General features: G+C 70.6%; 23 protein-coding genes. 17 read left to right on the top strand and 6 right to left on the bottom strand.

The window, feature by feature from the left end:
- The first annotated feature begins 31 nt into the window (after positions 1 to 31).
- The 7 genes from MBA17_RS10390 (at position 32) to MBA17_RS10360 (ending at position 5,916) form a co-directional block, all read left to right on the top strand.
- Positions 32 to 658, top strand: a complete 627-nt coding sequence (locus MBA17_RS10390; RefSeq protein ID WP_238496115.1) for an IMPACT family protein — start codon at positions 32 to 34, stop codon at positions 656 to 658.
- 76 nt (positions 659 to 734) lie between these two features.
- The gene (locus MBA17_RS10385) at positions 735 to 1,103 is read left to right on the top strand and encodes a GntR family transcriptional regulator (RefSeq protein ID WP_238496114.1); all 369 of its coding nucleotides are present in this window, start codon (positions 735 to 737) and stop codon (positions 1,101 to 1,103) included.
- Positions 1,100 to 1,981 (top strand): ATP-binding cassette domain-containing protein, encoded by an 882-nt coding sequence (locus MBA17_RS10380; protein ID WP_238496113.1) that lies wholly within the window; start codon positions 1,100 to 1,102, stop codon positions 1,979 to 1,981. The genes MBA17_RS10385 and MBA17_RS10380 overlap by 4 nt, the downstream gene beginning before the upstream one ends.
- A complete protein-coding gene (locus MBA17_RS10375) occupies positions 1,978 to 2,694 on the top strand; it encodes a hypothetical protein (protein ID WP_238496112.1) in 717 nt (238 codons plus the stop codon). The genes MBA17_RS10380 and MBA17_RS10375 overlap by 4 nt, the downstream gene beginning before the upstream one ends.
- 11 nt (positions 2,695 to 2,705) lie before the next feature.
- Complete coding sequence (locus tag MBA17_RS10370) at positions 2,706 to 3,641, top strand: ABC transporter ATP-binding protein (protein WP_238496111.1); 936 nt, start codon at positions 2,706 to 2,708, stop codon at positions 3,639 to 3,641.
- Between the two features lie 11 nt (positions 3,642 to 3,652).
- Entirely contained in the window at positions 3,653 to 4,777 is a 1,125-nt protein-coding gene (locus MBA17_RS10365) for an ABC transporter permease (RefSeq protein WP_238496110.1), read from the top strand.
- Positions 4,774 to 5,916, top strand: a complete 1,143-nt coding sequence (locus MBA17_RS10360) for an ABC transporter permease (protein WP_238496109.1) — start codon at positions 4,774 to 4,776, stop codon at positions 5,914 to 5,916. Before MBA17_RS10365 ends, MBA17_RS10360 begins: the two co-directional genes overlap by 4 nt.
- Before the next feature lie 160 nt (positions 5,917 to 6,076).
- Here the strand turns inward: MBA17_RS10360 and MBA17_RS10355 are convergent, their stop codons facing one another.
- On the bottom strand, positions 6,077 to 8,386 hold the full coding sequence (locus tag MBA17_RS10355) for a M20/M25/M40 family metallo-hydrolase (protein ID WP_238496108.1): 2,310 nt from the start codon (positions 8,384 to 8,386) through the stop codon (positions 6,077 to 6,079).
- Positions 8,387 to 8,620: 234 nt separating this feature from the next.
- Here MBA17_RS10355 and MBA17_RS10350 point away from each other — a divergent pair, with 234 nt between their 5' ends.
- The 4 genes from MBA17_RS10350 (at position 8,621) to MBA17_RS10335 (ending at position 11,866) form a co-directional block, all read left to right on the top strand.
- Entirely contained in the window at positions 8,621 to 9,193 is a 573-nt protein-coding gene (locus MBA17_RS10350; RefSeq protein WP_238496107.1) for a helix-turn-helix domain-containing protein, read from the top strand.
- Positions 9,194 to 9,429: 236 nt separating this feature from the next.
- Positions 9,430 to 10,080, top strand: a complete 651-nt coding sequence (locus MBA17_RS10345) for a DedA family protein (RefSeq protein WP_238496106.1) — start codon at positions 9,430 to 9,432, stop codon at positions 10,078 to 10,080.
- 5 nt (positions 10,081 to 10,085) lie between these two features.
- Complete coding sequence (locus tag MBA17_RS10340) at positions 10,086 to 11,231, top strand: sensor histidine kinase (RefSeq protein WP_238496105.1); 1,146 nt, start codon at positions 10,086 to 10,088, stop codon at positions 11,229 to 11,231.
- On the top strand, positions 11,222 to 11,866 hold the full coding sequence (locus MBA17_RS10335; RefSeq protein ID WP_238496104.1) for a response regulator transcription factor: 645 nt from the start codon (positions 11,222 to 11,224) through the stop codon (positions 11,864 to 11,866). Before MBA17_RS10340 ends, MBA17_RS10335 begins: the two co-directional genes overlap by 10 nt.
- A 42-nt stretch (positions 11,867 to 11,908) precedes the next feature.
- On the opposite strand, the gene MBA17_RS10330 is transcribed toward MBA17_RS10335, so the two are convergent.
- The gene (locus tag MBA17_RS10330; protein WP_238496103.1) at positions 11,909 to 13,138 is read right to left on the bottom strand and encodes an isochorismate synthase; all 1,230 of its coding nucleotides are present in this window, start codon (positions 13,136 to 13,138) and stop codon (positions 11,909 to 11,911) included.
- 185 nt (positions 13,139 to 13,323) lie between these two features.
- Between MBA17_RS10330 and MBA17_RS10325 the strand changes: the two genes are divergently transcribed.
- Together MBA17_RS10325 and MBA17_RS10320 are read left to right on the top strand one after the other, a co-directional pair.
- Positions 13,324 to 14,178, top strand: a complete 855-nt coding sequence (locus MBA17_RS10325; protein ID WP_238496102.1) for an SGNH/GDSL hydrolase family protein — start codon at positions 13,324 to 13,326, stop codon at positions 14,176 to 14,178.
- Between the two features lie 208 nt (positions 14,179 to 14,386).
- Positions 14,387 to 15,631, top strand: a complete 1,245-nt coding sequence (locus MBA17_RS10320; RefSeq protein WP_238496101.1) for a PP2C family protein-serine/threonine phosphatase — start codon at positions 14,387 to 14,389, stop codon at positions 15,629 to 15,631.
- Positions 15,632 to 15,665: 34 nt separating this feature from the next.
- Here MBA17_RS10320 and MBA17_RS10315 read toward each other — a convergent pair whose 3' ends face one another.
- Together MBA17_RS10315 and MBA17_RS10310 are read right to left on the bottom strand one after the other, a co-directional pair.
- Entirely contained in the window at positions 15,666 to 16,634 is a 969-nt protein-coding gene (locus MBA17_RS10315; RefSeq protein WP_238496100.1) for a helix-turn-helix transcriptional regulator, read from the bottom strand.
- A gap of 90 nt (positions 16,635 to 16,724) precedes the next feature.
- The gene (locus MBA17_RS10310) at positions 16,725 to 17,546 is read right to left on the bottom strand and encodes an alpha/beta fold hydrolase (protein ID WP_238496098.1); all 822 of its coding nucleotides are present in this window, start codon (positions 17,544 to 17,546) and stop codon (positions 16,725 to 16,727) included.
- A gap of 73 nt (positions 17,547 to 17,619) precedes the next feature.
- On the opposite strand from MBA17_RS10310, the gene MBA17_RS10305 reads away from it, so the two are divergent.
- A complete protein-coding gene (locus MBA17_RS10305; RefSeq protein WP_238496097.1) occupies positions 17,620 to 18,150 on the top strand; it encodes a CGNR zinc finger domain-containing protein in 531 nt (176 codons plus the stop codon).
- Positions 18,151 to 18,287: 137 nt separating this feature from the next.
- Here the strand turns inward: MBA17_RS10305 and MBA17_RS10300 are convergent, their stop codons facing one another.
- Complete coding sequence (locus MBA17_RS10300) at positions 18,288 to 18,914, bottom strand: TetR/AcrR family transcriptional regulator (protein ID WP_238496096.1); 627 nt, start codon at positions 18,912 to 18,914, stop codon at positions 18,288 to 18,290.
- A gap of 88 nt (positions 18,915 to 19,002) precedes the next feature.
- Between MBA17_RS10300 and MBA17_RS10295 the strand changes: the two genes are divergently transcribed.
- The 3 genes from MBA17_RS10295 (at position 19,003) to cydB (ending at position 22,283) form a co-directional block, all read left to right on the top strand.
- Positions 19,003 to 19,707, top strand: coding sequence for an NAD(P)-dependent oxidoreductase (locus MBA17_RS10295; RefSeq protein WP_238496095.1), 705 nt, complete (start codon positions 19,003 to 19,005; stop codon positions 19,705 to 19,707).
- A 160-nt stretch (positions 19,708 to 19,867) separates the two neighbouring features.
- Positions 19,868 to 21,247 (top strand): cytochrome ubiquinol oxidase subunit I, encoded by a 1,380-nt coding sequence (locus tag MBA17_RS10290; RefSeq protein WP_238496094.1) that lies wholly within the window; start codon positions 19,868 to 19,870, stop codon positions 21,245 to 21,247.
- A gap of 37 nt (positions 21,248 to 21,284) precedes the next feature.
- Positions 21,285 to 22,283 (top strand): cytochrome d ubiquinol oxidase subunit II, encoded by a 999-nt coding sequence (gene cydB / locus MBA17_RS10285; protein ID WP_238496093.1) that lies wholly within the window; start codon positions 21,285 to 21,287, stop codon positions 22,281 to 22,283.
- Positions 22,284 to 22,334: 51 nt separating this feature from the next.
- Here cydB and MBA17_RS10280 read toward each other — a convergent pair whose 3' ends face one another.
- The gene (locus MBA17_RS10280) at positions 22,335 to 22,535 is read right to left on the bottom strand and encodes a hypothetical protein (RefSeq protein WP_238496092.1); all 201 of its coding nucleotides are present in this window, start codon (positions 22,533 to 22,535) and stop codon (positions 22,335 to 22,337) included.
- Positions 22,536 to 22,564: the final 29 nt, after the last annotated feature.

Genomic DNA, 22,564 nt, shown 5'->3' with positions numbered 1-22,564 from the left:
AGGCGCCGGGCCGGAGCGATAACCTGGCCCGATGGCCACGCCGTACCTCACCCCACGACGACCCGCCGAGCACGAGATCGAGGTGCGCCGCTCGCGGTTCGTGTGCGCGGTGGCGAGTGTGGCGAGCGAGGGTGAGGCGCGGGCCTTCGTCGAGGGACGCAGGCGGCTGCAGCCGGGCGCGAGCCATCACTGCTCGGCGTACGTGATCGGCGGCGACCGGCACCTCCAGCGGGGAGACGACGACGGCGAGCCGGGCGGGACGGCGGGCACGCCGATGCTGGAGACCCTGCTGCGGCGTGGCTACAGCGACACCGTGGCCGTGGTGACCCGCCACTTCGGCGGGGTGCTGCTCGGCGCGGGCGGCCTGGTGCGCGCGTACGGCAGGGCGGTGGGGGAGGCGCTGGACTCCGTGGCCGCCGTCGAGATGGTCCCGGCCCGGGTGGTGACCGTACGGATCGGCCACGCGTACGCCGGCCGGCTGGAGAACGACCTGCACGCCTCGCCGTACGACGTGCGGGAGGTCGGTTACGGCGCCTTCGTCACGATCGAGGCTGGTGTGCGGGAGCAGGACCTGGACGGATTCCGGGCCTGGATCGCCACCGTCACCGCAGGTCGCGCCGAGGTCGTGCCCGGCGAGACCGTCTTCGTCGCCGCCTGATCTCCTTTGCCCCCGTTGTTGCGGGGAACTTTCGGCGCTATGGTTCGTTAGTGAAGTAATGAACCAGAGAGGTGCCATGTTCGACGACCGGAGCCCGATCTACCGGCAGATCGCCGACCAGATCAAGGCCGACGTGCTGAGCGGGGTGCTCGACGGCGACGAGCAGGTCATGTCGACCAACCAGTACGCCGCGTTCTACCGCATCAACCCCGCGACAGCCGCGAAGGCGTTCCAGCAGCTCGTGGACGAGGGCGTCCTTTACAAGAAGCGAGGTATCGGCATGTTCGTCAGCCCGACGGCCCGCGAGGCCTTACGAGACGACCGGCGGAAGAGTTTCTTCGCCGACGTGGTGGACCCGATGGTCGCCGAGGCGAGGGCCATCGGCATCCCGCTCGACGAGGTCGTCGCCAGGATCAGCGGGCACGCGAAGGAGGAGGGGCGGTGACGCTGAGCATCGAGACCGAGGCCCTGCGGCTCGACTACGGCAGCACCAAGGCCCTCGACGGCCTGACGTTCTCCCTCGGCGGCGGGAAGATCTACGGCCTGCTCGGCCGGAACGGGTCCGGAAAGACCAGCCTGCTGACGATACTGGCGGCGTTCCGGAAGGCCACCGCGGGGCGCGCCCTGGTCGGCGGCCGGCCGGTGTGGGAGAACGCCCCGGTCACCTCGCAGGTCTGCCTGATCAGGGAAGCAGGAGAGGCGGCTGGCGTCGGCACCGCGGACGACGCGTTCTACTTCGCCGAGGCGTTGCGGCCGAACTGGGACGGTGAGTATGCCGCCCGGCTGCTCGACCGGTTCGAGGTGCCGCGCGGCAAGAACGTCGAGCAGCTCTCGCTGGGCAAGCGGTCCGCGCTCGGGGTCACGCTCGGCCTGGCATCCAGGGCCCCTGTGACCATGTTCGACGAGTCCTACCTGGGGATGGACGCGCCGTCGCGCTACGCCTTCTACGAGGAACTGCTGGCCGACTTCATGGCCAACCCCCGCACGGTCATCATGTCCACCCATCTGATCGAGGAGGTGAACGCGTTGTTCGAGGAGGTACTGATCATCGACAGGGGGCGGCTGGTCCTCCAGGAGGACACCGACACCCTGCGTTCGCGCGGTGTGTCGGTCACCGGGCCCGAGGAGGTCGTCGACCGGTTCGTGGCCGGGCTGACGGTGCTGGGCGACAAACGGCTCGGCCGTACGAGGTCCGCGATGGTCTACGGCGAGATGGGCGAGACGGAGCGCAGGAAGGCGGTCGAGGCGGGGCTCGAACTCGGGCCCGTCGCGCTGCAGGACCTGTTCGTGCACCTGACCGCGAAGACGGAGGAGGCGGAATGAGCCGCGGACGCCTGGTCTTTCCCAGCCGGTTGCTGCTGGCCAACCTGTTCGTCGGCGGCGGTCTGTATCTGGCCCTCCTCGTCGTCATCGCGTGCATCGCGCTCGGCATCGGCACCTGGGGGGATCTCACGTCCAGCGTGTGGGAGAAGGCGATGCAGTTCCCGCGCTGGTACGCGCTCTTCGTGGGCGTCTACCTCATCCGCATGTTCCTGCCGGTCTACATCGCGCACGGCCGGACGCGCCGCGCCTTCGCCGGTCAGGCCGCCCTCTTCCTCCTGGTCTTCGCTCCGGTGCTCGCGGTGCTGATGACCCTTGGCTACGTCCTCGAGGGCTGGCTGTACGGCGTGGGCGGATGGCCGCACGCGCTCTCCGACGAGCACCTCTTCGCCGCTACGGGTGACCTGCCGCTGGTGTTCGTGGAGCACTGGGCCCACTTCATGGTCTGGCTGGCGGCCGGCGCGTTGCTGGGTGCGGCGTTCTACCGGCTGGGCGCAGGGGGCGTGCTGCTGATCCCGGTCGCCGTCGCCTTGGCCGTTCCGCTGCAGAGCACCGTCGGCGCCCCACGCTTGATCCCGCTCGTCAGCGGGCGGCTGGCTCTCCCCCTGCCGGAGACGACGGGGATGGTGGTGCTCACCGCAGCCGGTGCCTTCCTGGTGGCGTTGCTGCTGACCTGGGCCTTCGTTCGTGACATGCCGATCCGCAACCCTGCCTGAAAGGAGATGAGATGGCAGTGCTGGAGGTCAGCGGCCTGTGCAAGAGCTTCGGCGAGACCCTCGCCGTGGACGGGCTCGGCTTCTCGGTCGGAGAAGGCGAGACATATGGTCTGCTCGGTCCCAACGGCGCGGGCAAGACCACCGCGATCTCGATGATCGCCGGGGTCCTCGGCCGCGACGGCGGGGAGGTGCGCGTCGGGGGACAGCGGCACCATCCCGCCGGCCGGCGCACCAAGGCGATGATCGGCTATGTGCCGCAGGAGCCGGCCCTCTACCCCGACCTCACCGGCAGGCGGAACCTGCGGTTCTTCGCCCGGCTGCACGGCCTGGCGCGCGAGGAGGCCGGTCGCAGGGCGGCGGAGGTGCTGGAGCTCGTCGGGCTGACCGGTCGCGGCGACGACCTGGTGGGGACCTACTCCGGTGGGATGGCGCGCCGGCTCAACATCGCGGCCGGCCTGCTCAACCGGCCCCGGTTGCTCATCCTTGACGAGCCGACGGCCGGCGTCGACCCGCAGAGCCGAAACGCCATCTTCGACGCGGTGCGGCGGCTGACGGCCGACGGCGTCGCGGTCCTCTACACCACCCACTACATGGAGGAGGCCGAGCGGCTGTGCGATCGGGTGGGCATCCTCGACGGGGGCAGGATGCGGGCCGAGGGCACCCGGCGGGAGCTGGTCGCCCTGGTCGGCGAACGCGACCAGGTGACCCTGCGGGCCGAGGGCGATCTGGGCGCCGCCGTACGGGCTCTCGCGGCGATCGCGGAGGCCGGGGAGGTGAGCGAGCGGGAGGACGGTGTCGAGCTGCTCGTGCGTGACGCGCGGGCGGTGCTGCCGCGCATCCTGGCGGCGGTCACGGGGACGGGGGCGTCGGTCGGCTCGGTGGAGGTCCGCGAGCCGGATCTGGAGGCGGTCTTCCTGCATCTGACCGGACGGGCGTTGAGGGACTGACGATGCGCACAATGATGATCATCTTGGCCAAGGATCTGTGGCTGCGCTCGCGGGACAGCACGCTGCTGGTCTACGCGGTCGTGCTCCCGCTGGGCCTGGCGTTCATGTTCAACCTGGTGCTGGGCGGCGGCGGCGGGGATCGGCTCGGCGCCCGGTACGGCGTGGCGGACCAGGATCGCGGCCCGGCGGCCACCCGGTTCGTGACCGGTGTGCTGCGTCCGATGGCGGCGCAGGGGCTGATCACCCTGCACGCGGTGACCTCGCGGGAGGAGGGCAGGAGCCGCACCGAGCGGGGGGAGCTCGACGCGGTGTTCGTGATCCCGGAGGGGTTCTCCGCGGCCGTCGGGGCGGGCCGGGCGACGACCCTGGAGGTGGTCGGCGACGTCGACGCGCCGATCGCGGTCCAGGTCGCCCGCGAGGCCGCCCAGGCGTACGCGACCGAGCTGCGTTCCCTGCGCCTGGCGTCACCCGACGGCACGGCCCGCGATCTCCCTCCCGCGCCTCTGACGCTGGTGGACGACGCGTCGGCGGTGACCAGGCAGCTCGACACCACCACGTACCACGCGGCGGGCATGGCGGTGTTCTTCCTCTTCTTCGCCGTCATGTTCGGCGCGACCGGAATTCTCGACGAGCGGAGCGCGGGCACCCTGGCCAGGCTGCTGGCCGCGCCGGTCTCCCGGCACGCGATCCTGGCGGGCAAACTGCTCGGCGGCGTGGTGGCCGCCGTGGCGGGGATGGCGATCCTGGTCGTCGCCTCCACCCTGCTGCTGGGGGCGCGCTGGGGAGACCCGCTCGGCGTGGCCGCCCTGGTGGTGGCGGGGGTGCTCGCCGTCACCGGGCTGACGGGCGCGGTCGCGGCCTTCTCCCGCACCTCAGAGGAGGCGTCGAACCGGCTGTCGGGGCTGGCGATGGTTTTGGGGCTGTTCGGCGGCGCGTTGTTCCCGGTGGCGCAGCTCGGCGGGTTCGCCGCGGTCGCGAGCCTCACGCCGCACCACTGGTTCCTTCGCGGCCTCGCCGACCTGGCGGGCGGCGGTTCGGCCGGGGAGGTCCTGGTCCCGGTGGCGGTGCTCCTGTGCTTCGCCGTACTCGGCGGCGCGCTGGCCACGGTCAGGATCGGAAGGTTGATGCGGGTATGAAGGTCTGGATCATCGCGGGCATGAACCTGCGCAGGACGTTCAGCGAGCGGACCAACGCGTTCTTCATGATCGCTATGCCGTTCCTGATGATCTTCGTGATGGGGCTGCTGTTCGGTCCCGGTCAGCAACTCAGGCTGGGGGTCGCGGGTGGTGACCAGGGACCGTTGGCCCGCGACCTGGTGACGGCGCTCACGAAGGGGGAGCGGGTCGCCGTCGAGCCGTTCGGCGGCGCGGACGCGTTGCGCCAGGCGGTCGAACGCGGTGAGGTCCAGGGCGGGCTGCTGATCCCGGCGGGCTACGACGCCGGGCTGCGCGGCGGCGGCGGGGCCGAGGTGCGCTACCTCTCCCGCGCGAGCGATCTGCGGTCCCTCGACCTGACCGCGTGGGTGCGCTCGGTCGTCCCGCAGGAGGCCGCGGTGCTGCGCGCCGCCCGGCTCGGCCCGTTCGACGAGAGCCTGGCGGCGGCCAGGAGGGCGGAGGCGCCCGGTGTGGAGGTGAAGGTCTCCACGGCCGGAGAGGCGATCTTCCCCGAGGGGCTCGGCGCGTTCTCGGTCTCCGCGCCGTCCCTGGTACTGCTCTACACCTTCCTGTCCTCGCTGACCGCGGCGGTCGGACTCGTCGCGCTCAGGCGTTCCGGCATCGCGCGGCGGATGTACGCGACGCCGACTCCGGCCAGGACCCTGGTGGCGGGGGAGGCGCTCGGCCGGCTGTTCATCGCCCTCGCGCAGGGTTTGCTGATCATGCTCGGCTCGGCGTTGCTGTTCGGCGTCGACTGGGGCGATCCGCTGGGCGCGGCGGCGTTGCTCGTCCTCTTCGCCATGGTGGGCGGGGGAGCCGCGATGCTGCTCGGCTCGCTCTTCGACAAGGAGGGTCCCGTGTCGTCGGCCGCACTGATCATCGGGATGGGCCTGGCGGGGGCGGGTGGCACGATGGTCCCCCTGGAGTCGCTCGGCGAGACGATGCGGTCCGTGGCCCGCTTCACCCCGCACGCCTGGGGCTACGAGGGCTTCGCCGAGCTGGTACGGCACGGCGCGGGCGTCACCGGGATCCTGCCGCAACTCGGCGTCCTCGCCGGCTTCGCCGCGGTTCTGTTCTCGGCGGGGGTGTGGGCGCTGCGCCGGGCGCTGATCCGGCCCTGAGGGAGTGGTCCCGGACCAGCTGACCTTTGCGCAAAGATCGCCCACGCAAATTGATGTTCGCCCGCCGGGAACGGTGTGCCCTTCACGAACCGGCACGCCCGGCTCCGACTGGAGCCGGGCGTGCTCAGCTGCGTGACGTCCCGACGGAGGGGGACGGCCGTCACACGGCATGCGTCTTGGTGACGGAGAGTTCCGTATCGCCGAGGAACAGCCACTCCGGCGGCGCGATGAAGCCCGGGAGGCCCGACAGCGCGCCGGGCGAGGAGCTCACGTCCGTGATTCGCAGCCGGACGGTCCCAGCGCCGGCCGGGAAGGCCAGGGAAGCCTCGACCCATTCCGTTCCGGGGGCGTAGAAGATGAATCCCGCTTCGGGATGCGCCGTGATGGGGCGGCCCTCGACGGTCAGCGAGCGCAGGGTGGCGGTGTCACCGTCCACCCGCAGCCCGACGGCGTCGGCTCCGCGTTCGGTACGGATCAGGACGCGCAGGGTGCGCACGCCGTCCCGGGTTCTGTCCGCGCGCACCTTGAACGAGGGGGCCGGCAGCGCGGCGGCGTCCGCCGGAGCGAGCAGTTTGTCGTCGCCCCACAGCTCGGCCGGGCGCCCGGGCGGATCGACCCCGCCGAAGCGGCGTGCCCACGTATCGGGCGCCTTCGAGGTGAGCCAGACGGCCTTCCCCGTGTCGGCGTCCAGGCCGTACGCGAGGCTGGTCCGCCTCGGGTGGTCCTTGTCGACTCGCTCGGTCATCAGGCCCGTCGCCAGCAGGGCGATCGAGACGGCCAGGGCCGTCAGGGGGACCAGCGGGGAACGCCGGCGGGGCCAGACGGTCTCGGCCAGCGGCAGCAGCAGCCCGCAGAGCAGGACCGTCAGCGGCATGACGGCGTAGCCGACGTACTTCAGGCCCGTCGGCAGGACGTTCCACGCGCCCGGGGCCAGGATGAGCGCGGCCGGGACGAGTCCCGCGGCGAGTGCCACGACACGCCATCGCGGCGGGCAGCGGAGGGCGGCGAGTCCGCCGAGCGCCGCCCCCAGCGCGGGCCACGCGGCCAGGTGCGAGGCCCCCGGCGACACGATGCCGAGCCCGAACGACATCAAGGCCGCCCAGGTCAGCATGCCCAGTGCCAGTTCCGCGGCGCCGAGGCGACGGCGCAGCAGGGCATACCACGCGACCGTGATCGTGCCCGCGAGCGCCAGCACGGCGAAGTAGAACGCCTCCGGCTGGTACGGCGTCGTGGTCGCGGTCCCGCCGAGTTCGGGCCTGATCGTCTTGATCAGGTCCCAGAAGACGCTGCCGACGCCCACCGCGAGCCCGAGCGGGATCAGGCCGAGCGCGGTCGCGAGGAGCGTCCGCCGCAGCGTGACCACACCCCGGCGGCGCGCCAGGAAGATCAGTCCCAGGGCCGCCGACAGGGCGACGACGCCCAGCAGGGTCGCCGTCCAGGTCGGATAGCGGACCAGGAGACCGGGCGGGAGGTTGAAGTAGACCAGGTCGTGACCGGCGGTCAGCCGCGCGAGATCGGCTCCGCCGAACGCTCGCGCGAGGGCCAGCGTGTTGTCGCCCATCTGCTGCAACGTCGCCAGGTCGACGTGCGCCGGGTCGTCGAGCACGCTGTGGTAGTAGGTGCCCGCGTTGGCGTACGCGGAGTCGAGGACGGCCATTCCTCCGGGTTTGAAGGCCGTGAAGTCGGTGTCGTTGGGGAGCAGCCGCATCAGCTCGGCGAAGGCGGAATCGGCCACCGGCTGAGGCGCCGCCGATCCGAACGTGGAGATCAGGCCGGAGTTGGGCGTGGTGGACCGGAACATCAGAACCGGGCCCTTCGCCCCACGTGCCTCGTTGTTGATCACGACGCTGCTGCCCTTGGCGAGCGGGTGCCCGGCGACGAACGCCTCCGCGCCGAGGAGACCGGGCTCCTCGCCGTCGGTGATGAGGAACACGACGTCGTTGCGCAGCCGTGTGCCGCTCGCGGTCAGCGCCCTGGCCGTTTCGATCGCGCTCGCCGTACCGGCTCCGTCGTCGTTGGCGCCCGGCCCCTCCGGGACCGAGTCGTAGTGCGCCGTGACGAAGACCCGCCCGGTGGGAGCGGTGCCGGGGATCACGGTCACGATGTTGAAGACGCGGCCGGTGGTGGCGGGGGACCCCTGCTCGGTGCGCGGCGCGACGCCCACCGCCTCGTGGACCTCGGGCCGCAGCCCCAGCCGGCGCAACTCGTTGACGAGGTATTCGCGGACGCGTCCGTGCTCGGCCGTGCCCATCGGGTGCGGCTTGGTCGCGAAGTTCTCGATCTGGGTCAGGGCTCGTTGAGCGCTGAACTCCCGGGCCGGTGCGCCGGCCGGGCTCACCGATGAAGGGGTGATGTCCCAGATGGCCCCGATGGCGATCAGCACAAGCACGCCCAGAGCCGTCAGTCCGGCGGCGAAGGATCGGTGTCTGGCTGTGGCGGAGGCGTCGCCGTCCCCGGGTGATGCCGTCATCGTCGTTCACTCCCGTGTTTCTCGTTCCCGCAAGTCCTGGCTGTGGCGGTCCGGGGCGACCGTGCCGACGTCGCCGGTCCGGCGGCGTGAGCAGGGCGGTTCCGTGGTGCCGTGGCCTCCGGCGAGGCGGTCGGCCGGGTCGGCGTTCCGTTCGTCACGCGTCGGAGTATTGCAGAATAAATTCTGCATAGAAAACTCCGCAAAACTGTACGGGCTCGATGTACGCTGATCGTCGTGGGGGACAGAAAAGCGATGCGAACGCTCAGTGATCCAGGTGCGCTGAAGGCGCTCGGTCATCCGCTGCGCCAGCGGATCCTCCGCCATCTCGGCGTGCACGGCCCGGCCACGTCCACCACCCTGGCCCACGCCCTCGGGGAGAACACGGGGACGCTCAGCTATCACCTGCGCCAGCTGGAGCACCACGGCTTCATCGAGGAGATCCCCGAGCGCTCGGCCGGGCGGGAGCGCTGGTGGCGGCAGGTCAGCCGGGACCTGAGGTGGCCCTCACCGGACGAGGTGGACGAGGAGTCACAGAAGATCCTCGATGAGATCACCGAGTTCAAGATCGACGAGGAGGTGGCGCTCGCCCAGCGCTTCTTCGCGGACCATCGCAGATACGGGGAGTGGGCGAAGGCGTCCCGGGGGCTCACCCACCTGACCCAGCGGGAACTGGCCGAGTTCTTCGAGGCGTACATGGAACTGTTGTCCAGGTTCGGCCGCTCATCGGAGGAGGCGTCCCCCGGCGCGCGGCCGGTGTTCCTGAGATTCTTCACGATGCCCGCCACCGAGGATCCCCCGGCGACGTGACCTCCGTTCCCCGGCGGGCCGCGCCGAATCGGGAGGCGTCGAGCACGTCGGGACCCCCTCTGAGGTCGCATTCAGGACATCCTCGCGTAGCATGAGGGCCGCGTGCCGTATCCACGATCCTCCGAAGGATGCCCCGGCCCTGAGGTTTTCCGCACCCCCTTCCTGAGGTGGTGCTTCGGGGAACCGGTGGCGCACCGCATCCCCAACCACACGAAACGTTCAATATCGTTTGTGCCATGGACACGGTTAACACGGAAATAGGGGGGATCGCCGGGTGGGCGATCGGCCTCATGGAGCAGATGGGCGAACCCGGCGCGGGTCTCGCCATCGCGCTGGAGAACCTCTTCCCGCCCCTGCCGAGCGAGGTCATCCTGCCGCTGGCGGGATTCGCGGCGAGCAGGGGCGACCTCAGCCTGGTGGGCGCGATCCTGTGGACCACGATCGGTTCGGTCCTCGGCGCGCTCGCCCTGTACGGCGTCGGCGCACTGCTCGGCCGTGACCGGACGATCGCGATCGCCTCGAAGCTGCCACTGGTGAAGATCGCCGACATCGAGAAGACGGAGGCGTGGTTCGCCCGGCACGGGGTGAAGACCGTGTTCTTCGGCCGGATGATCCCCATCTTCCGCAGCCTCATCTCGGTCCCCGCCGGTGTCCAGCGCATGCCGATGACGAAGTTCCTCCTGTTCACCACGCTGGGCAGCTTGATCTGGAACACGATCTTCGTGATGGCGGGCTATCTGCTCGGCGAGAACTGGGGCGTGGTCGAGGAGTACGCCGGGGTGCTGTCCAAGGCCGTGATCGTCGTCTGCGCGCTGGCCCTGGTCTGGTTCGTGGTGACGCGGTTCACCCGCGAGCGGCGGACCGGGCGGCACCGGGAGAAGATCTGAGGGCGGTGCTGCGGCGATGGGCGCTGGTCGGCGCCGGGCTCGCCCTCGGCACGGTGACCGCCTTCGTGTCGATCGGTTTCCTCCTCGGTTCCGGCCTGGCGATCCTTCCCGTGCTGGCCTGGCCGCGCCCCCGCGCCGCCGTAGTCGGGCGGGTGCACGCCGGCGCCCGCCTGCTGGCCGGCTGGGACCGGCGCCGCCTGGCGCGGTACCTCAACCGGGAGATCGCGGCCGACTACGACGGCGGACGGGCCCTGCGTTACCTCATCTCGCACTGCGGCGTGGGGCTGCTCGGCTTCGCCGTGTTGTCCCTGCTCGTGCTCGGACTGGTGGTGATGATGTCGATGGTGCTCGCGTGGGCCACAGGATTCCCATGGGCGTTGCTGGAGGACGCCGGTGGAGTCACCACCCAGACCATCCTGTGGGTGCTCGCCCCCGGCCTGGTGCTGCTCTACCTCAACCTGACCGGCATCGCCGGGGTCGCCGGCCTGGAGCGCCGGCTGGCCACCCGGATCCTCGGCCCCAGCCCCACCGAACTGCTCCAGCGGCGCATCACCGAACTGTCCGACACCAGGGCCGGAGTCGTGGCGGCCGTCGACCAGGAGCGGCGGCGCATCGAACGCGACCTGCACGACGGGGTCCAGCAACGGCTCGTCGCACTCGGCATGCTGCTGGGCAGGGCACGTCGCCAGGGCGACTCCGCCCTCCTCGAACAGGCCCACGAGGCGTCGGCCGAAGTGCTGCGCGAGCTGCGGGAGGTGGCCTGGCGCGTCTACCCGACGGCCCTGGACACCCTCGGCCTGCGCGACGCGCTCGCCGCCGTGGCCGAGCGGTCCGCCGTGCCCGTGCGCATCACGTACGGCCTGGCCGAACGGCTGCCCACGCACGTCGAGACGGCCGTCTACTTCGTGGTGTGCGAGACCGTCACCAACGCGGCCAAGCACTCCGGCGCCGGGCGGATCACCGTCAGCATCACCGCACCGGGCACAATGATCGTCGTGCGCATCCATGACGACGGCAGAGGCGGTGCCGACCCGCTCGGCGGCGGCCTGTCCGGCCTGGCCCGCAGGGTGGCGGCGGTGGACGGCCGGTTCGCCGTCGACAGCCCGGCCGGCGGCCCCACCGAGATCACCGTGGAGCTGCCATGCGGGTGATCCTTGCCGAGGACTCCACGCTGCTGCGCGAAGGGCTGGTGCGCCTGCTGGCCGAGGAGGGCCATCAGGTCCTCGCGGCGGTGGGCGACGCGGACGCGCTGCTGGCGGCGGTGGGCGAGCAGACGCCCGACATCGTGGTGGTGGACGTGCGGATGCCGCCCACGCACACCGACGAGGGTCTGCGCGCCGCGCTGGAGATCCGCCGCAGCCGACCGGGCATCCCGGTGCTGGTGCTGTCGCAGTACGTCGAGAAGCGGTACGCGACGGAACTGCTGACGGCCGAGCGCGGGGGAGTGGGTTACCTGCTGAAGGACCGTGTCATGCGGGTCGGGGAGTTCCTGGAGGCGCTGGAACGGGTGGGCGGCGGGGGAGCGGCCTTCGATCCGGAGGTGGTCCGGCAACTGCTGGCGCGCACCACCCACGTCGACCCGCTGAGCAGGCTGACGCCGCGTGAGGGCGAGGTGCTCGGGCTGATGGCCGAGGGGCGTACCAACGCGTCCGTCGCCGCGCGGCTGCACGTGTCGCAGAGCGCGGTGGAGAAGCACGTCAACGCGATCTTCGACAAGCTGGAACTCTCCTCCGCCGAGGGTTACAGCCGCCGCGTGCTGGCCGTACTGCGTTATCTCGGCTCCTGACGCGGACCGGTACCAGGGGTCGTGACCCGCGGACGATCGGTGCTAGCCCTCCAGCGCGTACTGCATGACGCGGAGTTTCGCCTGGGCCTCGGCGAGTTCGGCGGCGGGGTCGGAGTCGCCCATGATGCCGCAGCCGGCGAACAGGCGGGCCCGGTTGCCCTCGATCGAGCCGCAGCGCAGCGCGATGCCCCACTCGCCGTCGCCGCGCGCGTCGATCCAGCCGACCGGCCCGGCGTAGCCGCCGCGGTCCATGCCCTCCAGTTCGCGGATGAGCCTGGTGGCCCGGCCGGTGGGGGTGCCGCCGACGGCGGCGGTCGGATGCATGGCGGCCACCACGTCGAGCACCGAGGCCCCGTCGGACAACCGGCCGCTGACCGGGCTGGCGAGATGCTGCACGTTGGACAGCACCAGGAGTTCGGGTTCGCCCGGCACGGTCAGCTCCTTGCAGAGCGGGCCGAGGGCGTCGCGGACCGACTCCACCGCGCAGGCGTGCTCGTGGCGGTCCTTCTGCGAGGCGAACAGGCTGGCGCCACGGGCGGCGTCGTCCGCCGGCGAGGAGCCGCGCGCGATGGTCCCGGCCAGCACCAGCGACTCGATGTCCTCCCCCGTGCGCCGGACGAGCAACTCGGGGGTCGCGCCGACGAGCCCGGCGCAGGAGAACGCGTAGCACTCGGGGTAGCGGCGGCTCAGCCGGGACAGCAGCAGGCGCACGTCGATCGGGTGCTCGGCGATCGCGGTGAGGTCGCGGGCGAGCACGATCTTCTCCAGGTCGCCGCGGTTGATCCTGGTCACGGCCTCGGCGACGGCGTGCTGCCACTCCGGCGCGGTCAGGCCGCCGTCGCCGTAGAAGATCGGACCGGGATCGCGCGGCGGGGTCACGACGCCGGGCGGGGCGTCGCCGACGGTGGTCAGCCAGGCCCGCCCGCCGCGTCTGGCCAGCACCACCTGGGGCACCACCAGCACCGAACCGGGGGAGTCGGCGTCGAAGGTGAAGGAGCCGAAGGCGACCGGGCCGGAACCCGGCACCCGCACCTCGTCGCGGACCCGGGCCTCGCCCAGGATGCGCCCGGCCCACTCGCGCGCCCACGCGAACCGGCCGGGACCGGGCGGGACGGCGACGCGGGCCGCCTCTCCCCAGCCGACCATGCCCTCGCCGTGCCTGATCCAGGCGTAGGGTGCGGTCTCCGGCAGACGGGCGAGCAGGTCACCTGGATCGGCGACGGCCGTCGTGCGGACCATGAGGGGACGGGTCAATCCGAGCGTGACACTCACCCGGCCCACTCTAGGTGGAAACTGAACGTGTTCGAAAGGCGGCCCCGACTTGACGGACGGGCAACGCGCTGAGCAGCACAGGTGCAATAGCTTGTCAAGGAAACCAAGGCACTCGGTTACATGTGGTCACGATTGCGCTGCACAGTGATACAAGCGAGCCAGGAGTGATCTCATGCGGAGGTGCCATGGTTCGCGCGTCGGTCACCGCTCTGGCGGGTGCGGCCCTCGTCTCGGCGGTCTGCCTGGTCCCCGGCCAGGCCTCGGCTTCGGCCTCGATCTGGCCGCCGGGGGTCATGGCCGCGCTCGGCGACTCGATCAGCGCCGGGTTCAACGCCTGCGGGTGGTACGTCAAGTGCACCTCCCGATCCTGGTCGGCGGGTGACCACGCCGATGTCGACAGCCACTACCTGCGCCTGCGCCGGGCGGACGGGCAGATCTCCGGCCACAACCTGAACCTGGCCAAACCGGGCGCGACCAGCGCGGAGCTGGCCGTACAGGTGCGGGAGGCGATCGAGCGGCACGCCGACTACGTCACCATCCTGATCGGCGCGCAGGACGCCTGCGTCGACGACGAGGCGGGGATGACCCCGGTCGCCGCCTACCGCAGGAACATCGGCAGGGCGCTCGACCTGCTCCGCACGGGCGCGCCGCAGGCCAGGGTGTTCATCGCCAGCATCCCCGACATCAAGCGGCTGTGGCGGGTCGGCAAGGACAACGCGTTCGCCAGGACGTTCTGGTCGGTGGGCAGGATCTGCCAGGCGATGCTGGCCCGGCCCACCTCCACGGCGCGGGCGGACCAGGCCAGGCGAGACCGCGTGCGGGCGCGCGTCATCGCCTACAACGACGCGCTGGCCGACGCCTGCAAGGGGTACGGCGTGGCCTGCCGGTTCGACGGCAACGCGCTCTTCACCTATCCCTTCACCCTGAGCCACATCAGCAAGTGGGATTTCTTCCATCCCAACGTCACCGGGCAGCGGGCGATCGCCTCGCGTACCGCCGCCGCGCTGCACGACTGGCCGTTGCCGGTGCCGCTCACCTGAGCGTGACGGCGGGCTCCCCGCTGATCGTTCCGGCGACTCCCCCCACGGTGTCGGGTGGACGCCCGTGAGCAGGGCAAAGAAACGCTGCGGCCGCTTGCCCTGACACAGGTGTGGGTAGGCGTATCACAGGGCTCAAGCCCGGCTCGCGTGATTCGGGCGAACCCGCGGGAAGACCACGGGGACGCCGTAGAGCAGGCAGGAGTGCGCCATGTCCGATCCGGAGGCGCGGATGCTCGGCGAGCTGTTGCACGACAGCCACCTGGCCTCACTGGAGGACGTGCCCGCCCTGGTCGGGATCCATGCCCGGCTGGCCGGTCTCTCGAAGTGCGAGATCTATGCGGCCGACCTTCAAGGGCAGTTCCTCGTGCCGTTGCCCGGTCAGCGGGACGACTCCGGGGAGGCGCTTCCCACGCTTCGGATCGACGCGACCTTGGCGGGGCGGGCCTTCCGCAACGTCGAGGTCGCGTCGACGCTCGCCGGTGAACCCTCCCAGAGCGAGTCCGCCGAGCCCGTGTCCGGGGCGGGGCCACGGCGGCTGTGGGTCCCGCTGCTCGACGGCACCGAGCGGGTCGGCGTGCTCGGCGTGACGGCGTCCGCCGGTGACGAGAAGGTCATGTGGTCGGTGACACGGCTCGCCGCCCTGATCGCCCTGCTGGTGGTCAGCAAGCGTCGCTTCAGCGACAGCTATTCGCGGGCCGTGCGCACCCGGCCGATGGACCTGTCCGCCGAGATGTTGTGGGCGGTGCTGCCGTCCGGCACCTTCGCCGACGACAGGGTGGTGGTGAGCGCCGCGATGGAACCGGCCTACGAGGTGGGCGGGGACGCGTACGAGTACGCGATCGACGGCGACCGGCTGTATCTGTCGATCTTCGACGCGATGGGGCACGACATCTCCGCCGGGCTCACCGCCACCATCGCCATAGGGACCTGCCGCAACACCCGGCTCCAGGGAACGGATCTTCTCGCCGCCAGCGAGGCCATCGACGAGGAGATCGACAGGCAGTTCACCGACGTCCGGTTCGCCACCGGCATCATGGCCTACCTGCACACCCGGAGCGGGCGGCTGACCTGGGTCAACCGGGGGCATTACCCGCCGCTGATCCTCCGTGACGGCCATCAGGTCGCCATCCTGGACACGCCGCCCAATCCGCCGATGGGGTTCCGGATGGGACTGTCGGAACCTCTGGCTCGATACCAGCTCGAACCAGGCGATCGGCTGCTGCTCTACACCGACGGCATCATCGAGGCGGAAAGCCCCGGCGGGGAGCGGTTCGGGCTGGACCGGTTCACCGACTTCATCATCCGCCGGGAGGCCGACGGACTCGCCGCCCCGGAGACCCTGCGCCGGCTGATCAACACGATCCTTTCCTACCAGGAGGGCCGGCTGCAGGACGACGCCACGGTGCTGATGGTCGAATGGCACAGCCAGCGCCACCACCAGCTCACCCTGTGACAGCCCGGCCGGGTCAGGCGCCGCTCCCCTCCGCTCATGATCCGGTTGCGGTCCCGGCGGCCCGCTGCAGGCGCGCGGTCAGCGTCCGGAGGTGTTCTGCCAGCTCGGGCGGCTCGTGGATCTCGAACTCGAAACCGAACGCGGCGACCCACACCGCGAGCTGGTCGAGGCTGTCCGAGCCGATGCGCAGGGTGCAGGTGTCCTCGCTGACGGGTTCCACCACGCCGATCGTGGGAGGAACCTCGTCGGCCACCTCCCTGGCCGAGCCGTGCATGGTGAGCACCGCCTGGTAGCGGTAGAGATCCGTGGTCACGCCCATGGCGAAGTGGGCGGCCAGGTCCGCCGCGGGGAGCGGCCTCGGGCTGAACCGGGGGCCGGTGGGGATGCGCGTGGACAACCTGTCGACGCGGAATCTCCGCCAGTCCGACCTTCCGACGTCCCAGGCGAACAGGTACCACCGCCGTCCGTTCTGGATCAGCCGGTAGGGCTCCACGTCCCGCACGCTCGCCGTACCGTTGTGCGCGATGTAGTCGAAGCGCAGCCGCCGGTGGTCGCGCGCCGCCGAGGCGATCGCGGTCAGCGTCGCCGGATCGACCGTCGGGCCGAGCATCGGCATGGTCACCATGGCAGAGCTGAGCGTGCCGACCTGGTGGCGCAGCCGCGAGGGCAGCACCTGTTCCAGCTTGGCCAGCGCCCGTACGGAGGTTTCGGCGATGCCCGTGACCGCGCCGCCGGCCGCCGTCCGCAACCCGACCGCGATCGCGACCGCCTCGTCGTCGTCCAGCAGCAACGGCGGCAGTGCGGCACCCGTGCCCAGCTGGTAGCCACCGCCGACGCCGGCGACGGCGTCGACCGGATAACCCAGGGCCCGCAGTTTGCCGACGTCGCGCCGTACGGTCCGGGGACTGACCCCGAGGCGTTCGGCCAGGGCCGATCCCGGCCAGTCGCGGTGGGCCTGCAGCAGACCCAGCAACCGGAGCAGCCGGGCCGAGGTTTCCAACATGAGACGACTCTCGCACCGATCGCGGACAGCAGCTGACCGCGATCGCCCTCATGGCCGGCCGCTTCGGGCGAAGCCGGCGTGCGGTCGCCGTCAGACGGGTTCGAATTCTCTGGTCAGGTGGGACAGCAGCTGGGCCGGGGCGTCGTGCTGGATGACGTGGCCCGCGTCGTCCACCCAGTGGAGTTCGGCGTGCGGGATCCGGCTGTGGAGCAGTTCGGCGAACTCGGGCGGCATGAGGCGGTCCTCGCGGCCCCAGATGATCCGGGTCGGAATGGTGATTCCACCCAGCAGGGCCTCGAACTCCTCCGTCTGGGCCTGCTCGGCGTGGCGGTACTGGCGGTAGAACGCCGCCTGTCCGGCGGGACCGCGCCACGGCGCGAGGTAGGCATCGAGCACGCCGGGCTCGTAGCCGTTGTGACTGGCGAGCCGGAGGTGGCTCGCGACCAGCGCCTCGTGGGCGTATTCCGGGAGTTGCCGGAAGATGTCGGCGTTCTCCCTGATGAGCCGGAAGAAGCCCGTCCCCCACTCGCCGCCGCTCACGGCGTCGACGAGGGTGAGATCCCGGTATCTCGCTCCCTCCAGCAGGAGCGCGCGGAGTGCCACCGCCCCGCCGAAGTCGTGCCCGACGACGCTGGGCTCGGACAGTCCCCAGTGCGCGAGCAGCCGTGCGAAGAGCCTGCCCTGGGCGGCCAGGCCGACGTCCTGCCCGTCGTGTTTGTCCGACTGGCCGTAGCCGAGCATGTCCCAGACGTAGACCTTCCGCGTCCGGGAGAGCGCCGGAGCGATGTCACGCCAGATGAAGGACGAGAACGGCGAGCCGTGCAGGAGAACGACGGGATCGCCGGCTCCGAACGACGCCCATCGCACGACGCCGCCGGGTGTCTCGAACTCTTCTCGCAGGTCCCAGGTCATCTCACAGCCTCCTTGGTGGTCGGTTCCCATCGGACGTTACCAGCTAAAGCCGATTGCTGGTAACGTGGCAGGCATGCGGCGGAAACCGGCACCCGAGGAACTCGCAGTGGTCGAGGACTTCTGCAACACGGCGACACATCTCCACGGCGAAGACGTCCTCGCGCGGCCGGACACCGCCGCCGCCTGGCTGGCGGCGCACTCCGGACAGGCGTCCCTCGGACAGCCCGAGCTGGAGGCCCTCGTGGCCGCCCGCGAGACCATCCGGGCCTTCATCGCGGACCGGACGGACCCCGAGGCGATCCGGAACGTCAACGCCTTGATCCAGGCCGTCGCCGGCCCGCCGGCCATCGGCCCCGACGGCACCCTCGCGATCCGGCCGGCCGTCGGCGACCCGGCCGCCGATCTCATCTGCGCCGTCCTCGCCGCACTGCTCGCGCACGGCCTGACCGGTCAGGGCGGCCGGCTCAAGGCATGCGCCGCCCCCGAGTGCCGGTGGGTCTTCTACGACCGGGCCCCCTCGGGTAACGGCCTCTGGTGCGACATGGACATCTGCGGCTCCCGCCACAAGATGCGGGCTTATCGGGCCCGCGCCGACCCGAGCTGACACGGCCGCGGCCGAGCGCGGGCCCGCGAACGGAGGACCCCCGTCGAGCCCCCGGTCGCGACGGGTGCCCGAAGCGCGCCCAACCCGGACGGAGCCCGTGTGCGCAGGAGCTGGAACAGACCAGACGAGCCGATAACTCAGCTCAGCAGTTCACGGACCAGGACGTCGCCCCACCATCGCTCGACGCGATCGGGTGACCACCCGCGCTCGGCGGTGAGGGTGGTGTAGACGTCGATGGTGCAGATGGCCGCGTAGACGTCGACGGCGGTCTCCACGTCCAGCCCGGCGCGCAGGGTCTCGTCCGGCCAGGAGGAGAACACCTGGACGCGGGTCTCGTCGCCGCGGCGGCGACCATCGTGGTACACCGTGGCCAGGTCCGGCTCGGTGCGGCCCGCCTCCCGCAGGAGCACGATGATGTCGCCCGCGCGCTCGTACAGCCGGCGGTCGAAGCCGGCCATCGCGCTCAACTGCCGCGACGGATCCGCTGCGGAGTCTTCCAGCTCGGCCAGCATCCGCGGCGCGTCGCCGTGCAGGTCGGCCGAGTCGGCCAGGGCCCGGGTCAGCCCGATTTTGTTCCCGTATGTCGAGTAGACCGTCGGCACGGACACGCCGGCCTCGCGTGCCACGTCGCGCACCGTCGTCTCCGCCCACCCTCGGGCGAGGAAGAGCCTGCGGGCGGCGCGGGCGATCTCGGCTCGGGTCGCCAGCGCCTGGGTGGTACGGCGCAGCGAGTCGTAGCGACGCTGCCCTCGTTCCTCGTTCATGATCCCCCATGGGTTTACGCTACTTATAATCAATATAGGGTGCGTCAAAAGCAGATGTCACGACGCAAAGCTAGCTGGAGGCAAGCACATGAGACTCGTGATCTTTGGGGCCAACGGCCCGACAGGGCGGCTCGCCACCGCCCAGGCGCTCGCCGAGGGCCACACCGTCACCGCCGTCACTCGGCATCCGGAGACGTTCCCCATCAGCGATCCCGTGCTGGACGTCGTGAAGGCGGACGCCCTGGACCCCGAGGCGGTGGATCGGGCGGTGGCCGGGCATGACGCGGTGATCTCTACGCTCGGTGTCCCCTACGGCTCCGAGGCCGCCACCATGTTCTCCGAGTCCGCTGAGAACATCATCGAAGCCATGGCCGCACACGGCATCCGGCGCCTGGTCTGCGTGACCTCGACCGGCGTGCCGATGGAACCCCCGACCGGCGAGACCCTCATCTATCGCAAGGTGATCATGCCGCTGCTCATCAGGATGGGGCGTCCGCTGTACGAGGATGCCGGCCGTATGGAGGAGATCGTGGCCCGTACCGACCTCGACTGGACCGTCATCCGCCCCTCGGGACTGTTCGACGGCGGCGCGGTCACCGACTACACCGTCGGCCCGCCGCAGATGGTCGGCCGGTTCACCGCACGTCGCGACCTGGCGGACGCGCTCATTCGCGAGGCCGTCGACGGTAGCAACGTCCGCTCCATCGTCGAGGTCATCACCACCGAGGGCACGCCGAGCATCTACCGCGTGTTTCTGAAGGAAGCGCTCCGTATCGGCGGCGGTACCGCGTGAGGGCACGCGGTCGGCGTCCACAGCGGCCGAGGGCTCCTCGGTGCCGAGGTCGCCGGCGAGGTGGTCGGAGGGGACGAAGAGCCGCCAAGCCGAGGTGCTGATCGGAGCGGCCAGGCGTGTTGTGACAATGTGCGAACGATCGGATACCTAAAGTCGTCATATGGACGCCTTGGATCTCGCTCGGTGGCAGTTCGGGGTTACCACCGTCTACCACTTCCTGTTCGTGCCCGTCACCATCGGGATGTCGCTGCTGGTGGCGATCCTGAACACGGCCTGGGTGCGCACCGGCAAGGCGGCCTACCTGCGTGCCACCAAGTTCTGGGGCACCCTCTTCCTGATCAACTTCGCCATGGGCGTGGTGACGGGGATCGTACAAGAGTTCCAATTTGGGATGAACTGGAGCACCTATTCCAGGTTCGTCGGCGACGTCTTCGGCGCCCCGCTCGCGCTGGAGGCCCTGGTGGCGTTCTTCCTCGAGTCCACGTTCCTGGGCCTGTGGATCTTCGGCTGGGACCGGCTGCCGAAGATGGTCCACCTCGCCTGCATCTGGGTGGTCGCGATCGGCACGATGGTGTCCGCCTACTTCATCCTGGCCGCCAACTCGTTCATGCAGTGGCCGGTCGGTTTCACGCTCAACGGGCGAGCCGAACTGGCCGACTTCGGCGCCGTGCTGACCAACAAGGTCCTGCTGGCCACCTTCCCGCACACCATCTTCGGCTGCTGGCTGGCCGGTGGGGTGATCCTCATGGCCGTCTCCTCCTGGCACCTGGCCAGAAGGAGGGACACCGACGTCTTCCGCCCTTCGCTCCGGCTCGGCGTGGCCGCGGTGCTGATCGGCGCGGGTGGCGGTCTCATCTCCGGCGATGTCCTCGGCAAGATCATGACCCAGACGCAGCCGATGAAGATGGCCGCCGCCGAGGCGCTCTACGAGACCCGGCAGCCGGCGCCGTTCTCGCTCTTCACGATCGGCACCCTCGACGGCACCAAACCGATCTTCCGGCTGGAGGTCCCGCACCTGCTGTCGTACCTCGCCACCGGCTCGCTCAACGGCAGGGTGGAGGGCATCAACGACCTCCAGGCGGCGTACGAGCAGAAGTACGGCCCCGGCGACTACCGCCCCTACATCCCGCTCGCCTACTGGGGCTTCCGGCTGATGATCGGCTTCGGCATGCTCGCCGCACTCGTGGCGCTCGCCCTGCTCTGGCTGACCCGCGGCGGGATGGTACGCGGCAGCAGCCGGATCTGGCGATTGGCGGTCTGGTCGGTCGTGCTGCCCTTCCTCGCGCACAGCTTCGGATGGATCTTCACCGAGACGGCCAGGCAACCGTGGATCGTGTTCAGCCAGATGATGACCGCCGACGGCGTCTCGCCCAGCGTCGGCGCGGGTACGGTGCTCACCTCGCTGATCGTCTTCACCCTCGTGTACGGCGTGCTGGCCCTGGTCGAGGTCGGCCTCATGATCAAGTACGGCAGGGCGGCCCCGCCGTCCGCCGGCGACGACGAGCCGCGCGACGACGGCACGACGTCGTTCGCCTACTAGTTCGCCTACTAGTTCGCCTATTAGGAAGGACCGGCCAGTGGAGCTCACCGACGTCTGGTTCGTGGCGATCACCGTCCTGTGGGTCGGCTACTTCGTCCTGGAGGGGTTCGACTTCGGAGTCGGCATGCTGCTGCCGGTCCTGGCCAGGGACGAGCCGGAACGCCGGGTGGTGCTCGGCACGATCGGCCCGGTCTGGGACGGCAACGAGGTGTGGCTGATCACTGCGGGGGGCGCGACGTTCGCCGCTTTCCCGGAGTGGTACGCGTCGCTGTTCAGCGGGTTCTACCTGCCGCTGCTGCTGATCCTGGTGGCGTTGATCCTGCGCGGGGTGGCCTTCGAGTATCGCGCCAAACGGGACTCGGCGAGATGGCGACGGCGGTGGGACGTGGCCATCGTGTTCGGCTCGTTCATGCCCGCGCTGCTGTGGGGGATCGCGTTCGCCAACATCGTGCGGGGCGTGAAACTCGACTCCGAGCACGAGTACGTCGGCACGTTCTGGGATCTGCTCAACCCGTACGCGCTGCTGGGCGGGCTGACGACGCTGACGCTGTTCGTCGCGCACGGCGCCGTCTTCCTGGCGTTGAAGACCATCGGGGAGATCAGCCGGCGCGCGGCCGTGCTCGCGCTGCGGTCGGGGGTGGCGGCGGCCGTGCTCGCGGTGGCCTTCTTGACCTGGACGCAGTTCGAGGGCGGGACACCGGGCACCGCGGTGCTGGCCGCGCTCGCCGTCCTCTCCTTCGCCGCCGCGCTCGGCGTGCTCGTCAAGGGTCGTGACGGCTGGGCGTTCCTCCTGTCGGCCGTCGGCATCGGGATGGTGGTGATCAGCCTGTTCGCCGTCCTCCACCCCGACGTCCTCCCGTCCACGATCGACCCGGCCTACAGTCTGACCGTGGAGAACGCGGCCGCCACACCGAAGACCCTCGGCATCATGACCTGGGTCGCGGTGATCTTCCTGCCCCTGGTGCTGCTCTACCAGAGCTGGACCTACTGGGTCTTCCGCCGCAGGATCGGAGTCGGCGACACTCCGCACCACTGACTCGCCGCATACGCCGGGGCCGATTTCTCCGATCTCCGTCCGGAAAGCAGTTCATCCGAGGACGGCGCGATGCCGGTGGCCGGCCATCAGCGAGGTGACGAACGGCATGTGCCCCGTCGCCACCGCCGCGAAGTCGGCCGGGTCGACGCCTGCCGCGACGGCGTGGCCGAAGCCCGCCGGCGCGCCCCAGGCCAGACCGAACAGGGCCGTGTCGTACACCGGGGTCGGCGCCGGATCAGCACCGAGATGCATGGAACTGCCCAGGCCCGCCGGCGCCGACC

Origin of the sequence: Dolomitihabitans soli, from assembly GCF_022213955.1 — a bacterium.
Lineage (GTDB): Bacteria > Actinomycetota > Actinomycetes > Streptosporangiales > Streptosporangiaceae > Streptosporangium_A > Streptosporangium_A soli.
The sequence above is the reverse complement of the archived record's forward strand: the minus strand, read 5'-3'. Positions and strand labels throughout refer to the sequence as shown.